The organism is Paenibacillus favisporus (genome assembly GCF_040545415.1).
In the GTDB taxonomy this organism is placed as follows: domain Bacteria; phylum Bacillota; class Bacilli; order Paenibacillales; family Paenibacillaceae; genus Paenibacillus_AQ; species Paenibacillus_AQ favisporus.
This window is the reverse complement of the sequence record NZ_JBEPLV010000004.1, coordinates 163,526-178,363: the sequence shown is the minus strand read 5'-3', so window position 1 is coordinate 178,363 and position 14,838 is coordinate 163,526. Positions and strand designations below refer to the sequence as shown.

15 protein-coding genes are annotated in these 14,838 nt (G+C 56.1%); 4 read left to right on the top strand and 11 right to left on the bottom strand.

Going from position 1 to position 14,838, the window contains the following annotated elements; genetic code table 11:
- Positions 1–39: 39 nt before the first annotated feature.
- The gene (locus ABID47_RS18780; RefSeq protein WP_354499026.1) at positions 40–2,370 is read right to left on the bottom strand and encodes a helix-turn-helix domain-containing protein; all 2,331 of its coding nucleotides are present in this window, start codon (positions 2,368–2,370) and stop codon (positions 40–42) included.
- Between the two features lie 175 nt (positions 2,371–2,545).
- Positions 2,546–2,998 carry a VOC family protein gene (locus ABID47_RS18775; protein WP_354499025.1) on the bottom strand — a complete coding sequence of 151 codons (453 nt, stop codon included), beginning with the start codon at positions 2,996–2,998 and terminating at the stop codon, positions 2,546–2,548.
- 163 nt (positions 2,999–3,161) lie between these two features.
- On the opposite strand from ABID47_RS18775, the gene ABID47_RS18770 reads away from it, so the two are divergent.
- Entirely contained in the window at positions 3,162–3,596 is a 435-nt protein-coding gene (locus ABID47_RS18770) for an Lrp/AsnC family transcriptional regulator (RefSeq protein WP_354499023.1), read from the top strand.
- Positions 3,597–3,749: 153 nt separating this feature from the next.
- Entirely contained in the window at positions 3,750–4,301 is a 552-nt protein-coding gene (locus ABID47_RS18765; protein WP_354499021.1) for a GNAT family N-acetyltransferase, read from the top strand.
- Between the two features lie 3 nt (positions 4,302–4,304).
- On the opposite strand, the gene ABID47_RS18760 is transcribed toward ABID47_RS18765, so the two are convergent.
- From ABID47_RS18760 to ABID47_RS18745, 4 genes are all read right to left on the bottom strand, one after another.
- Complete coding sequence (locus ABID47_RS18760) at positions 4,305–4,589, bottom strand: hypothetical protein (RefSeq protein WP_354499019.1); 285 nt, start codon at positions 4,587–4,589, stop codon at positions 4,305–4,307.
- A gap of 48 nt (positions 4,590–4,637) precedes the next feature.
- The gene (locus ABID47_RS18755) at positions 4,638–6,236 is read right to left on the bottom strand and encodes an ATP-binding protein (RefSeq protein WP_354499017.1); all 1,599 of its coding nucleotides are present in this window, start codon (positions 6,234–6,236) and stop codon (positions 4,638–4,640) included.
- Between the two features lie 196 nt (positions 6,237–6,432).
- Positions 6,433–7,281 carry a MurR/RpiR family transcriptional regulator gene (locus tag ABID47_RS18750; RefSeq protein ID WP_354499015.1) on the bottom strand — a complete coding sequence of 283 codons (849 nt, stop codon included), beginning with the start codon at positions 7,279–7,281 and terminating at the stop codon, positions 6,433–6,435.
- A 70-nt stretch (positions 7,282–7,351) separates the two neighbouring features.
- Complete coding sequence (locus ABID47_RS18745; protein ID WP_354499013.1) at positions 7,352–8,485, bottom strand: serine hydrolase domain-containing protein; 1,134 nt, start codon at positions 8,483–8,485, stop codon at positions 7,352–7,354.
- 351 nt (positions 8,486–8,836) lie between these two features.
- On the opposite strand from ABID47_RS18745, the gene ABID47_RS18740 reads away from it, so the two are divergent.
- Both ABID47_RS18740 and ABID47_RS18735 read left to right on the top strand, forming a co-directional pair.
- On the top strand, positions 8,837–9,154 hold the full coding sequence (locus ABID47_RS18740) for an LSm family protein (RefSeq protein ID WP_105445196.1): 318 nt from the start codon (positions 8,837–8,839) through the stop codon (positions 9,152–9,154).
- A gap of 46 nt (positions 9,155–9,200) precedes the next feature.
- Positions 9,201–9,491, top strand: a complete 291-nt coding sequence (locus ABID47_RS18735; protein ID WP_089549316.1) for a transporter — start codon at positions 9,201–9,203, stop codon at positions 9,489–9,491.
- 122 nt (positions 9,492–9,613) lie between these two features.
- Here the strand turns inward: ABID47_RS18735 and ABID47_RS18730 are convergent, their stop codons facing one another.
- The 5 genes from ABID47_RS18730 to ABID47_RS18710 form a co-directional block, all read right to left on the bottom strand.
- Positions 9,614–10,792, bottom strand: coding sequence for an MFS transporter (locus ABID47_RS18730; RefSeq protein ID WP_354499010.1), 1,179 nt, complete (start codon positions 10,790–10,792; stop codon positions 9,614–9,616).
- A gap of 325 nt (positions 10,793–11,117) precedes the next feature.
- Positions 11,118–11,717, bottom strand: coding sequence for a peptide-methionine (S)-S-oxide reductase MsrA (locus ABID47_RS18725; RefSeq protein ID WP_354499696.1), 600 nt, complete (start codon positions 11,715–11,717; stop codon positions 11,118–11,120).
- Between the two features lie 93 nt (positions 11,718–11,810).
- Positions 11,811–12,317, bottom strand: coding sequence for a DedA family protein (locus ABID47_RS18720; protein WP_354499008.1), 507 nt, complete (start codon positions 12,315–12,317; stop codon positions 11,811–11,813).
- A 138-nt stretch (positions 12,318–12,455) separates the two neighbouring features.
- Positions 12,456–13,553 (bottom strand): threonine aldolase family protein, encoded by a 1,098-nt coding sequence (locus tag ABID47_RS18715; RefSeq protein ID WP_354499006.1) that lies wholly within the window; start codon positions 13,551–13,553, stop codon positions 12,456–12,458.
- A gap of 237 nt (positions 13,554–13,790) precedes the next feature.
- On the bottom strand, positions 13,791–14,693 hold the full coding sequence (locus ABID47_RS18710) for a hypothetical protein (RefSeq protein WP_354499004.1): 903 nt from the start codon (positions 14,691–14,693) through the stop codon (positions 13,791–13,793).
- Positions 14,694–14,838: the final 145 nt, after the last annotated feature.

Sequence of the window (14,838 nt, the reverse complement as noted above, 5' to 3'; positions counted from 1 at the left end):
TAAAGCGAAAAGGCCAGGAAATCCCTGGCCCAAAAACACTTATGCATCCTGACGGTGAAGAGGGGAAGCCGGTTTCTTATGTGCGATATCACGGTACGCCGTTGCGCTGATGCCGCTGCCGCGCTTGAAGGCCCGGCAGAAGGTGCTGGACGCGTGGTACCCGACCTGCTGCGCAATATCCCGGATCGGCAGCCTGGTCTCGGACAGCAGCTGCTTGGCTTTGTCCATCCGGAGGTTCTCAACGTATTCGGAAAAATTGACCCCTGTCTGCTCTTTAAAAAATTGCGACAGATACCCCTTGGATATATTCAGATGATCCGCCGCGGCATCCAGGCTGAGATCAGCCTGTCCGTACTGCTGATGAATGTAGTCCACCGTATCGCGGATCAATTGGACGTTGCGGCTCTTCTTGCGCCGATCGATGTCGTCCGAAATTTCCGCAAATCTCTCCGTAGCGTTATCAAACGCCTGCTTCGGATGATTGGCCGTGCCGAGCTGCTGCAGCAGATGCCTCATGTCCGCCTGCTCCTTCACCATCAGCTGATCCTGCACTTTGACCAGGCAGCCCACCAGGTCAAGAACGAACAGCTGCTGCATCGCCAAGGGAAGGTGCCGCTCCTCGAAATTTTCCCGGTACAGGGAGGCGAGCAGCTTCCGGACCTCCTCCGTCTCGCCAGCTTTGATGTAATTCATAAGGCGGTTTTCCGATTCCGCCGGAAAATAAAAACCGCGGTGATCATGGGCCAGATCCTCGAACCAGACGGACTGGCTGGTCCCGGCTTCATACAGCCGGGAGAGCGCCTGCCTCGCTTCTTCAAAGGACTCCGGCACTTCAAGGAGCGAGGTTCGGTAGCCTCCCACCGCAAATCCCGCCTGAAGCCCGTGGCGGCTGATTTCCAGCGTCAGCTGCTGCAGCTCCCGTTCCACCATCTTGCGGAAGGCGCCAGGATCTCCCTGCCCGTTGACGAACAGGACGGCAATCTTATCCTCGGCGACCGGGTAGGTGAAAGGGCAGCCCTTCAGCGTCCGGCCCAGCATATCCTGGATGAGCACGCGCTCGATATCGAGCTCGCGCAGCTCCTCCTCCTGAAACCGGTGCCCGCCGCGGTGAAACTGAACGATTCCGACGGCGCAGCCGCTGCCCTGAATATCGGCGTTCTGATGCTTCAGCAGGGATTCGACGTGTTCGGCCATCAGGTATTCGCCCTGAAGAAGCCGCCCGAAGAACGACTCCCGCAACAGCGGAGCCTGCCGCTCGATTTCCTGCTGCAGTTCGTCGTTGTTGTCGATCAGGCGCGCGAGCGAGTGCTGGATATAGCCGTACATATCCTTTGGCCGCTTCAACTCCCCGCCGTTCAGCCGGGATGTCAGGGCAGTCGTGATGTTCACGATCGGCCTGCCGCTCCGGGTAGCGAACAGATAGGCAAGGATGAGACCAAAAATCAGGAACGCCAGAAGAATGGTTACGGTTGTATGCTTGATGGCCAGCACTTTGCTCAGGACGACATGGGGCGGCTGGGCGACGACATAGGACCATCCGTTATAGGACGAGGTGGTATAGGTCATCATCATGCCGCCGGTAGCCGCTGAAGCTTCGATCACTCCGGACTTCGTTCCCGGCGGCAGGCTCTGCCGGGTCACTATGCCGCCGCTTGACAGCGATGTAACCAGGCGTCCCTTCTCATCCACGATGGATACCCAGCCCCCGTCGGATATGTCGATTCCACGAAGAAGCGACTGCAGGCGCTGGTTGTCCACCAGAATCATCAGCGCCCCCTGAATATGGCCGGGGTATCCGAGAGACTGGACGTAGGTCAGCAGATCCGTCGTTTTGCCTTGATACACCGTGGATCCAGACGACATGATTTCCCGGTTACGGAAATGGCCGAGAAGATCGCTCCTCCAGGTTGCGAAATCCTTGCTGGGGTCAGAGAACATGTAACGATAGAACGAGGGAAGTTCATAAGTGGAATCGGGGGATAGCGCCAAATCGCTATTTTTGAAGATCAGATAGTAGTTAAGAATAAAACCATTGGCTGCATTGTAGCTGTAGAGGCTTTTTTGCGTCCGGTACACCTTGTACGCCGTTGTGTCCCGGAACGGTTCCTTCACCTGCTGAAAGCTTTGAACGGCCGCATCACTTTGCAGCTGCAGGGAGATCCGGTTAATCTCGTTGAAGCGGCTGTCGACCGTTTCTTTCACCTGATCCAGCATCTGCAGGTTGCTGTGCGTGACTTCCTTTTTCACCACGTCATAGGTTTGCCTGTAAAACAAGGCCCCTGCAAGCAGGGTAAACAGCATGAACAAGAAATAAGGGATCATGAATCGAACGAAAATGTACTGGATTTTCCATCCATTGGCCCATCGCATGGATCACTTCTCCTCTCTTCATTCTGGGATGCCGATTCGACAAAACACAACGCGAAACATGTCTAAATAACAATATTGTAAGTGCTTCCATATTTTTTATCAACGAGTTTGTAAGGTTATATGACATACAAAAAAGCAGCCGAAACCTTCGGCTGCCTCCATCTTACACAGAACCTCAGCGGGTTCCCACGTTAAAATCCACTTCCTCGATCAATTCGATAATTTCGCCGTTCGGGCTGTTCAGGACCGCATTGCGGACCCTAAGCGGCGGCTCACCCAGCTCCAGATTCCCCGGCTCCACATAGATTCGCGCCCCATGGGCCAGTGCCTTGTCCACCATCTCGTCCACATTGTCCACGTAGAATGCCAGATGCAGCAGAGCGCCATGCTTCACTTCCTCGCGCGAGGACGCCTTATCCCCCTCGGCCGGAACCTCGGCGCCGCGGTCGAACACCTCGACGCAGGTTCGTCCGTCAGGCGATACCAGCATTGAGGCCGTCTTGATTTTAAACGCAGGCAGACTCCATGAGTGGCCGACCGTAAACCCGAGAACCCGGGTATAAAAATCCAGCGTTCCTTCATAATCCTCCGCCTGAATGGCCGCATGGGCCAGTCCTTTCACGCTCATTCCCATCTCTCCCTTTGCGCTTCTCGTATCGTTTTCATTGTATAGGTTCATTTCCGCAATCGACATGCATGGAATAAGGAATCGAACCCTTCCGCCTTGCATAAAATAAGTTATTTTCGTATGATTACCTTATCTTTATAGCGAATACAGGAGAGATGATGAATTGAGCACGGCAGTTGACGATATTGACCTGAAAATATTGAAGCTTTTGCAGCATGAGGCGCGAATGCCGATCGCCCAGATCAGCAAGCGGATCGTCATGTCCCAGCCTTCCGTGAAGGAGCGCATCGTCAAGCTCGAGGAAAGAGGCGTCATCTCGGGGTACAGCACGGATCTGAATTTGCGGGAGCTGCAGCGGGGAACAACCTCTTTTATTCTGATGAAGACCGAGCACTGCAGCGAGCTGGTGGAGTTTTGCACGCAGTCCAAGCAAGTGACGGGCTTGTTCCGCATTAGCGGGGAGTACAACTATCTCATTCACGTCCAGACGGGGTCCGTCGACGAGGTAGCCGACTTCCAGGACGCCCTGGCAAGGTTCGGCCCGTCGAAATCACATATCAGCCTGAAAAATATATTGGATCACCGGATTTTGCTGTGATAGAGCCGGTGTGTCCTTATTCTGCCCAATAGGAGGAGAACCGTAATGACGGCAAAGCTTGTATTTCGTTAAGTCAGAGCCCCGCCTCCGGATTGCAAGGTAGCATTTTGAACCATGTTCAAAATCCAACCGCGAATCAGGAGGATACGATAAATGGATATTCAGATCAGGGAAATGACAGACCGGGACCACCCGGAGCACATTCAGATCGACGGCAGCTTTACGGTAGATTCCGAGCTCGTTTTGTCCGTTACGGACCAAGGGATCGGTTATACGGTTAAACCCGTCGTGCCCAGTTATCAAAAAAGCTACCCCGACGAGGCGGACCAGGGCGACAGCGGAAATTTGTCGGAGTACATCGGCCGTCCGGACCGTGCGGTCTACCTGGCCTTAGCGGGAGATCGGGCCGTCGGCCGGATCATGCTGGCGAAAAATTGGAATCGGTACGCTTATATCGAGGATCTTCGGGTGGATCGGAACGCCCGGGGACACGGCATCGGCCGGAAATTGATCGAGCAGGCGGTGCTCTGGGCCAAGGCCGGCCACACGCCCGGCCTCATGCTGGAGACGCAGAGCAACAACGTGCGGGCGTGCCAATTTTATGAAAGCTGCGGATTTGTGATCGGAGGCTTTGATTCTTACCTATACCGGGGCTTTAAAGAGCATGCGCAGGAAACGGCCGTTTTCTGGTACCTGCCGTTCTAACCATCACTTGGCTTCAGCCAGCATCGAGACGGCGGTGAGAAGCAGCACCGCAGCCATGATTAAATAATTCCTCGTTCTAACGGGAAGTTTATTGGCTTTCGGGCCGATGACCTGACGGTGGAAGACGAACAGCAGCATCAGATCTGCAAGCAGCACCAGCAGGATCAGATCCATTCTGCCGTCTATTCTCGCCGTCAGGTTTTTTTCTGCAAACCCGCACACGCATAAACCAAGGAATAAATACACGACATTTCTGACGATTTCCACAAAACTCCAGATGATCTTCATCCCGCGACACCTCGCTTAATCCCATTTTCATCCACCGGGGACTGTCGATCAACCGATCGGCAGTCCCATTTCCACCGTCGTTCCCTTGCCGGGCTCGCTTGTAATGTTCAGGATGCCGCGGTGGGAAGCGATAATTTTCTTCACGATCATCATGCCCAGACCGTAGCCTTCCAGCTTGGTCGTATGGAAAGGCTCCCCGATCCGCTCCAGCACCTCTTCGGGCATGCCGATTCCGTTGTCCATAAACCGGATCCGCTGGTAACCGCCGTCTGCCTCGAGCACGATGTCGATCCGGCCCCCGCCGGGCAGCGCTTGAATGGCATTTTTCAAGATGTTCAGAAACACCTGCTTGATCTGATTACGGTCGCAGGAAATTTTCTCCTCCCGGATGCAGGTGCACCGGATGCGGACGTTGTTCTTCGCCGCCTCGATTTCGATCAGGCTCAGCACCTCCTGCAGTATCGTCATGCACCAATCTTCCCGGAAGCGGATTTCCTGCGGTTTGCCTAAAATGAGGAACTCGCCGACGATCAGGTTCATCCGGTCCAGCTCCGACATAATCAGGTCATAATGCCGCAGTCCAGAGGTCGGTCCCGCCAGCTGAATAAGGCCCTTGACGGTGGTCAGGGGATTGCGGATTTCGTGCGCAATGCCGACCGCAAGCTGGCCGGCGAATACCAGCTTCTCCGTATTCCGCAGCACCTCCTCGGTCCTCTTCATTTCCGTAATATCCCGCAGGGTGCCGATAATGCGGCAGAGGCAGCCGCCCATATCAAAAACCGGCAGAACGTCCAGCATATAATAGCTGTCGGAGTCCATCCGGGTGTCCTGCAGCTCCACGCCGATGCATTCCTCCTGTCTGGCCAGCACCCGCTCGAAATAGGGGGAAACCAGGCGGTGTTCCAGCACCGGCGTGCCCAGGTATAGATGTTTGTCCCCGCCGTCTAAGCGGAGCATCCTCAAGTATTGATCGTTCATGTCGATAATCCGGCCGGCGGCGTCCGTCACGACAACCCCCTGATAATTCGCCTCCAGCAGCACTTGGTTCAACGTGTGAAGGTGGGCGTTGTTCCGGCGAAGCAGCATTTCCCGCTCCACGGAATCAACCATGGTACACAGCAGGGTCAGCAGGTGCGGATGGGCCGAATCGACCCCGGTCATCAGGGAAAGCGTTCCAAGCACCGCCCCGTCCTCCCGGTGGAAAGGGGCCGAGTAACAGGCCATGCCATGGAGCGCCTCGAAGAAATGATCTTCGCCCAAGGTCTGGAACGGACGCTTAAACCGCAGGCACAGCGGGACCGAGCCCGTGCCGGTTTCCTCGTTGTAGCGGACCCCCTTGGTAATGCCCAGCTCCGCGATGGCCTCGAGAAACATCGGCTCGCCGTAGCATTCCAGCAGATATCCCCATTGATCGGTCACCGTGACCAAGATCGGGGTCCCTTGAATGGTCGACAGAAACTTGTTGACGAAAAATAGAATGATATCAATATATTCCTTATAAAAGGACAACCGTTCCTCCAGTTCCTCTGTGGTGTAGCGCTTGCTGAGAACGGGAAACTTGGCGGGATCAAGGCCCCGCTGCCTGTAATGCGCGTTAAAAGCTGCAATGATCTGCCGATCATCCATTTGGTCTATCTCTTTATCCATTGCCTATACCCCATTTATGCCGATATTCCATCCCAAGATGACGTTCAATTCCCTCTATTCTATCATCCTTTGGGACGAAAGCGTCCGCATAATATGGAGATTTTACCTGAAAATAAATCATCCCCTTTCCGCGAGAGCCATCAACGGCTCAGGGAAAGAGGATACGTAGGGATAAAGATAAGCCGGCCTGTTCCGGTCAGCGGCCCGTCAGGCGCTTGATAATCTCCCGGCTTTTTTTCAAATACCGGACCGATTGATCGTATTCCCGGCTGGCCACGCCCAAATATAAAATATCGATGACGTTCAGTTGGGTCATCCGCGACGACATCGCGCCGCTGCGGATTTCGTTCTCCGTCGATGACGTGTAGAGCGGATAATCGGCCTGCGCCGACACGGCATTGTTGCCGTACTTGGTGATGGAAATTGTCTTGGCTCCGCAGGTGCGCGCCTCCTTCAGGCATTCGATGACGTGGGCCGTCTCGCCCGAATACGAAATGCCGACCGCCACGTCGCCCGGATTCAGCATGACCGCCGAGGTCAGCTCCAGATGCGGATCGGTAAAGGAATGGCTTGTCTTGTTGATCCGCAAAAATTTGTGATGCGCATCCTGCGCGATCAGATGGGAAGCCCCAAGCCCGTAGAAAAAAATTCGGGAGGCTTGGCTTAACGCCTCCACCGCAAGGTCCACGGTTTTCGGATCAAGAATCGTTACCGTGTCCCGGATCGACTGAATGTTGTTGGCGGACACGGTTTGGATAATTTGCTCCATGGAATCGCCCGGACGAATCTCCCGGTACTCATAGCGCTCCTCGTTCTGGTTCAGGTCCCCGGCCACCTTCAGCTTCAGCTCCGGGTATCCTTTCACCCCCATGGATTTGCACAAGCGGATGATCGCCGCCTGGCTGCCGCCGCTTTCCGCAGACAGCTGCGCTACGGACATGTCGAGTATGCTGTGCGGATAGCTGATAATGTATTCAGCCACTTTGCGCTCTGAGGGCGTAAGGTCGTCCAAAATCTCTCGCAGTCTGACTAGTCCCCCGTTCATGATGCTCTCTCCTTTGCCCGTATCGTATCGTAGCAGATTTCATCCCTGCTCGTTCTCGTTCGCATCGTTATCAATCTCTGACGGCGGCGGTAATCGCGTTGTGCACCGCCGCCCGCAGCACGCCGACGCTGCCGCTTCGGCCGTAATAGACCCGGTTGGTGAGCAGCACCACCGCCAGGTCCAGATCGGGCTCCACCCACAGGCTGGTCCCGGTAAACCCGGTGTGCCCGTAGCTGCGCGGGCCCATCCAGTCGCCGGAGGCGTCCCAGCGGTCCCCTTTCAGGACCCAGCCGAGCCCCCGGTTCGCCCCGGCGATGCCGGCGGTATGGGTCCGGGTCGCGGCCCTGACGGCCGCCGCCGACAGGACGCGCCGCGGCTGGCCGCCCGGCGCGGTCGGCTCCGGCACGGCGCCGCCGGCCAGCCACATCCGCGCATAGCGCGCCAGGTCGCCGGCGGTGGCGAACAGGCCGGCGTGCCCGCAGACGCCGCCGAGGGCGCGGGCTTTCTCGTCGTGGACCACCCCTTGGAGATGACCGCCGGCAGCGCGGTCATATTCCGTCGGGGCGGTCCGCGCCCGCAGCCCGGCCGGCGGGGCGAAGACGGCGCCGGCCATGCCGAGCGGCTCCCAGATGCGGGCCTTGGCCGCCTGGTCCAGAGGCATGCCCGCCTCCTTCTCGACGATCCGGCCGAGAAGGAGGAAGCCGAGATCGCTGTAGACGGCGGCCGTACCCGGCGGATGCTGCAGCGCCACGCCGGTGACCGCCTCCCACATTTGGGGCTGCGTCCAGCCGTGCGCGTGGATATTTCGATCCGCCGGCAGACCGGAGGTATGGGTGAGCAGCTGCCCGATCGTCACCTCTTCCCGCCCCTCACCGGTAAACTCAGGGATCCAGGCGGCAATCTTTGTACCAAGCGTCAGGACGCCGTCATCGATCAGTCCGAGCACAAGTGGCAGCGTGACGCTCACCTTGGTCAGCGAAGCACAATCATACAGGACATCCGGTCCGGCCGGGAGCGGATGATCCGGACCCGGGTTTGCGCTCCCCGCTGCATAAACCCATTCCTTCCCGTGCCGGGTGACGGCCAGCACCGCCCCGGGTATCACCCCGGCGGCCATCTCCCGCTCAATGGCACGCCCGGCGGCCTCGAGCCCTTTGGGGTCCAGGCCAAGCGCCTTGGCACCTTCCGCTATATCAGCGTACATGATCTTCCCTCCCGATTTCCGGTTCCCTTCAGGATCGCCCGCAGACTCAATGGCGTAAATGCTCCGAACAGACGGTGCAATCCGTAACCGCCCACGAATGAGCCGAAAAGCCCTGTATGCTGCCTTGAGATGTTAACATTTCTGGTGCCTATTATATCGCTTGCGAAATTTTATTTCAACATACATCGTATATTTAGAAATTTTTATTTAAAAACTCGGCGACATCCATTGATCCACGGTCATTAAGGACCGTTCCTACTGATGTTTATGACATTTCGTTTATTTTAAGACACTTCCGTCTAGGCATCTGCATAGGATGCAGCAGGTCAATTCCAAACGGAGGTCAACATCATGAGTGTGCAATATTCAGGCTATCAGCACCAAACGCTGTACCAGGCAGAGCCTCACATGAGCCAAACGCTTCATTCGGCTCGGGAACGCTTCAAGCAGCTGTGCCGCCAACATGTCAATAAGCATGTCCGGATCGAAACGCTGGACGGCGATGTATTTGAAGGAACCCTCTTGCACTGCGACAAGGGTATCGTGTATATCCAAATTCCGCAGTCACCCGGACACCGGGCTTTCATCCCCGGACGCCCCCCTTTCTTTAACCAAACCATCCTGCCTCTGGTCCTGTACGAACTGCTAGTCATCAGCTTATTAGCGTAAGCTCGCCATAACTATGCTCAAATGAGCAAAGAAAGGAGTCATTCCCATGGCATTCATGCCTCCCTTCGGCCCTCAAGGCCAGGTGCAGCCGCCTTCATCCCCGCCGCCGCAATTTACGCCTGCACAAACCGGCGCATCGGCGCTCGCCGTTGATCCCGGCGCGATCTCCGGCTGCCTTTTCCGCAATACGTTCATTTGGCCCGTACGCGGTCCGGGCTTCTGGTTTTATCCCGTCTTCGTCGGCCGGACCTCCGTTGCCGGATTCCGCTGGAACGGATTTTTCTGGATGTACTCGGGGCTCGACCTCAGAACCATCCAATCGTTCACCTGCTTCTAGAAACGCCTGCTGTACGACAAAGCGGCGGTATCCGGAAAGCGTCCCTGACGCTCCCGGCGTACCGCCGCTTTTTCATGGGTCATACACGCTCAGGATGGTAGCCGCAGCCGCAGCCGTAACCGTCACGCCAGCCTCCGGTATGCCTTCCTGCCAAGAAAGAAGCAGACGATAGCGGCTCCCAGGCCCAGCGCTACCACCGGACCCGCAACCCAAGGATTGTACAGCACGGTGGAGGTGGCACTGATCACGGCTCCTCCCATACCTGCCCCTGCCGCCAGCCCTAAATGCGTCACCGACGTATTCAAGCTGAGTACGAGATCGGAGGATTCTGGCGCCTGCTGGATAAAGTAAGTTTGAATGGCCGGTGCCGTTACAAACATGGCGAACATCATCACGCCGATCAGAATGAGATCCGGAACGAGCCAGGAGGAAAACGCCGGCAGCAGCGCCAGGGCCGCGGCATGGACGAGCAGACCGGCCAGCAGAATGCGTACAGCCCCCCACCGGTCCACGGCGTAGCCTCCCAGACGGGAGCCGATCACCCCGAGGATGCCGAAGCCCAGCATGGTCACCGCCACGCCTCCGGCGTTCATGTGAAGTACGCTTTGCAAAAACGGGGTCATATAGGTATACATCACCGAATTCCCGGTCTCCCGGAACAGCGTAATGAACAGAGCACTCACGATAACTCCGCTGCCCAGCAGGCGCAGCTGGCGTCCCAAGGAGACGGGCTCATTACCTTCCACGGCCGGGAGAAGCCGGTAAATCGCCGCCATGATCAGCAGGCTCATCGCTCCCAGCAGGACGAAGATCATTCTCCATCCGATCCAGCCGGTAATGGCGATACCAAGCGGGACTCCTAGCACCATGGCCAAGCTGAAGCCCAGGATAATCGTACCGATGGCGCTGCCGACCTTCTCCGCCGGGACGAGCTTGGCGGCGGCGCTGAACACGACCACCAGGTACACGCCCGAACCGATACCCAGAATGATGCGCGACGCGATCAGCAGGACAAAATGGGTGCTGGCGAAGGACAGTCCACAGCCGGCTGCGAAAACCAGCAGCGAACCCAGCATCACCTTTTTTCTCCCGAGACGGGAGGTCAGCGAAATCAAGACCGGCGTGCCGATCGCAAAGGCTAAAGAATACGCCGTGATCAGCTGCCCCGCGGCACCGACGGTAACGTTCATATCACCGGCGATCTCACTGAGCACGCCGCTTACGATCAGCTCCGAGGTGGCCGTCAGGAAAACGCCCAGCGTCAGTAAGTAAATATATAAGCGATTCATTTGTTGGATCATGTTCATACCCTCCATATATACGACCGGCAGCCGGTGGATCCGAGGCATGACCGGCACATGCCTTGGTTGCACCCTGAAGCCGATACTCATAGAATCAATGAGCGCAAGACCGGTACAGCGCCGGGCCACGTCTGGCACATCAACGTGCACCGTTCTTTTCGCTTGATTGAATTATATGAAAGGTACAAACAAATCGTAAGAACGCAAATGATTTGGAGATAATCCTGCCATTTTGACTAACTAACAATTTGTAAGTGAATCATGCATTAACACAAAAAAACCAAAGGAGCCTGTCCCCTTCGGTTTGTTTTCTGTCCGTTATATATCACCATTTAATCCGCTTGGCCGTTTCCAGCAGCAGGCTTCGCTCCTCTTCCGCGAGTGGCCAGGTATGGATCTCTTTTTGTATTCGCTCCAGGCTCGTGTATCCTTTGGCTAGTCCGTTCAGCCTGGCGGCCAGCGTGGAACTCACCAGCTCCTCATGCGTCGGATAGAGCCGGCTCAACTGCCCGATCGCATCCGGATGCCTTTTCAAGTAGTATTTCTGGTGGCGGTCTTCCGCCGGGTACCAGGCCGTAAGGGGAGCGATTTCCGTATCCGGCCGTCCTTTGCCCTGCTCCTCGCGCCAGGCCAGGACCTGGTGAATCGCCTTCAGCTGTCCATCACCGCGATAGAGGAGCAGCGACAAATACTGCCTGCCTTTGTAATCGTTAATATTAAAAGGGTTATGATTGTCCCAGAACGCGTTCAGAATGTCGGAAAAGGAAATAACGCCAGGGTCATACACGACCTCGACCATCTCTGTATGATCACCCATGTTCCGGTACGTTGGGTCTGATGTCGTTCCTCCTCCGTAGCCAACCCGCGTCCGGATTACCCCCGGCATATGGCCGAACAATGCCTCCGGGCTCCAGAAACAGCCCATCCCCAGCGTCACTATCTCTGGAGCAACACCTGGCTCTTGAGAATGATGGGATCCGGAATCCTGTATGCGCAATGGTTTCACCCCCTTCAACATTTAGGCGAACATCGTACTGATATCGTCGACCTGGAGGCCGAGCGTGCTGCCGATCAGAAAATACAGCAGCGTCCACACGAACGCCGTCGTGTAAGAGACCAGGGCAAAACGGCGGTAAGCCATTCCTTTCATGCCAACGGCATACGGCGTCACGTTTCGCAGAACAGGCAGGAATACGCTGATGCACATGGCCATATTGCCATATTTCCGGTTCAGCAGCTCCGCTTTATCGATATACCTGGCCATCCGCTTGGACCTGGTCAGACGGTCGAGCAGGCGGCTTGCCGCCAGACGGCTGACGACAAAGCCGACGGTCAAGCCTGAACAGATCCCCAGGTAAATCGTGATAAACGAAGAGACCGGTGCCAGATGCCCCGTCCCGGCAAGCACCCCGCCGATCATGACCACCACCTCGTTCGGAAGCGGGAGGCCAATAATGCCTAAGCACAATACGAAAAAGAACGCAAAATAACCCACCTGCTCAATGAGTCCCATCAACGTATCCATACTCTTTCGGTTCCTCCCATACCCAGCAAAAATAGTCCATGCTGAAGCCCTGAAGGCACGCTGCCAGACAGGCCCCCTTTTAACTTATGCCGCCTTCCGGTCCGTTGAGAATCCCATCCTCAATAGTTTGACCCTTTCTTAGCCCAGCTCTTCCTTCAGCTTCCGGTCAAGCACCCGGAACGCGTCCCGGATCCGTTCTTTGGGCACCTTGGCATACAAGTCCCCGATGCTGACTTCATAGGAGGACTCCGAATCCCCGTTATCTTTTACATAATGATTCAATTGAATGCCTGTTTCGCTGATGATATCCACCAGGAGCGCCTCAAGCCGCTCTTTGCCAAGCTGGATATGGACGTGAAACATATTCGATACGGGAACAGCCGGCCTTGTGGTGACGCCGTGGCATTCGTTATAGAGCGCGGCAAGCTCTTTGGCTTCCTCATAATACTGCTCCATCCGTCCAATGCGCCGATCAAAATAGTAATCGGCACTGACTACATACGGATACAGGCTGAACAGATCCCCGCCGTGCCGTCGCTTCCATACCTTGGACCGCTCTGTAAAATCCGGGCTTCCCGCCAAGACCGCACCGGAAATGCCTCCGATGCCTTTATAAAAAGAAACGTAGACACTGTCGAATAGCGAGCAAATTTCCGCGGCGGTTTTTCCATAGTAAGGCGTAACCTCGAACAGTCTCGCTCCATCGAGATGCAGGCGGATGCCCTTTTCGCGGCAATAGGCGGAAATCGCTTCGAGCTCACCGTAGTCCGGCAGCTGGCCGCCGATTTCGCGCTGGGGCAGCTCCAGCAGAAGACAGGAGACGTCCTCCGGCATCCGCTCAACGTCCTCCAGCCGGATCAGGCGATCCTTGTCCGCCAGAAGCACCGGTTCAATATGATGCAGCTCTTTCAAACCGTCTTCCTCGTGGATTTCCAGGTGGCACAGCGGGTGGTATGCCACCTTCTTCACCTGCTTCTCATCGCACCAGATCCGCAGCGCAATCTGCTGGGCCATCGTCCCGCTCGGGAAAAAGACGGCCGATTCCTTGCCCAAATACGCCGCCATTTTGTTCTGAAAATCCTCTATCACCTTGCCTTTGCCGTAGGCATCACCACCGAGGGACCCGTCCACCTCCCGGAAGGCCTCCTTCAGTACTTCCAGATTTCGGGGACCGTGCCCTCCCAATACATATTCCGCCTGCTTGCCTGCTTCTGCCAATGTTTTACCCGTATTCATTCGTCCGGACCGACTCCCTTTCAACTCGCGCATTGCAACCGGACGATACATAAGTCCGGCCGTTCACGTGACATGTTCAACAACGATCGTTGTTTGCTGTCTTTAGCATACTAAATCTTGAAAGGGAGATGCAAAATTTTTTGCGCACGCAAACAGTCCCAGCTCCAGCCGGGGCTGGAAACAGGGACTGCCTTCATATCTCCTCTATGTGTCTGTACGGGTTGCTCAACGGAACGATTAAGATTTAGCCGTCGATTCAAGCTCCTTGATCTGCACCTTGTATTGAACGAGCAGCTTGGCGAGCGCTTCCTTGATGGCCGCCTCGTCCTTGGACTCCACGGCGTCATGCAAAGCGATGTGGGCCTTCATAAACGCAATGGCGGACTCGCTTGCTTCTTTGCTGACGGCAATGCTCAACGTTTTGGAATGCTCTGAGTCGCCTGCCGCCGCCGGCTCAGTCTTAGCCGCCTCCACCTTCAGGTCCCCCAGCTTGGAGATGATGACCTTGGCAGGTCCGAGCGCCTTGGCCTCATCCACAGGTTTGGCTTGGTCCGTCGCTTCGGATTTCACCAGCTCCTTGATCTGGCCCAATACCTCAGCTTTGTCCAATTCCAGGATCTCGCCTGGCACCTCGGCTTTATCGAACACCTTGATCTGACCCGGCACATCGGCCAGCTCCAGATCCTTGGCCTGACCCAGCACCTCGGCCGCCTTGTTTTTCAGCTTATCCAGGATTTCGATCCGGATCTTCTCCCCGGAAATAGTTGCTGCCTGCTGAAGCGTCTCCGTAACCGGAGAAGCTTCACCCGCTTTTACTTTCGCTGCATCTTCCACAGGAACCGCTTTGATTACGCTGAAGAAGCGGGGACCCTCTCCTGCCACCTTTTTGAACTGCTCCAATGTCTGCTTCCAGTCCTCTACGGTGTCCGGCGCATATTTTTGGGCCAGCTCGAGCGGATCGGCTATAGCAGATTTAATAACCGCTCCCTTGATTGCCGGTATCGCAGCCACCTTGGTTGGAACATCGGAAGGAACCTGGGGCTGTTCACTCGCGTCTGCATTGGTTACGGCCGGGGCCGCTACGGCGGACATGAGCAGCGCAGAGGCTACCGTCTTTTTAAACCATGCGTTTCGAATCATTGATTCAGCACTCCTTTAATTCGGATATGGTGTTACATGTCCCAGTCTACGGAACGATTGTGGCAGCCCGCGGGAGAAATTATGGAAAAACAATGGCAGAGCTCCATAGGCAGGCGCCCGCTTGATATACTGGAGATGAATTTCC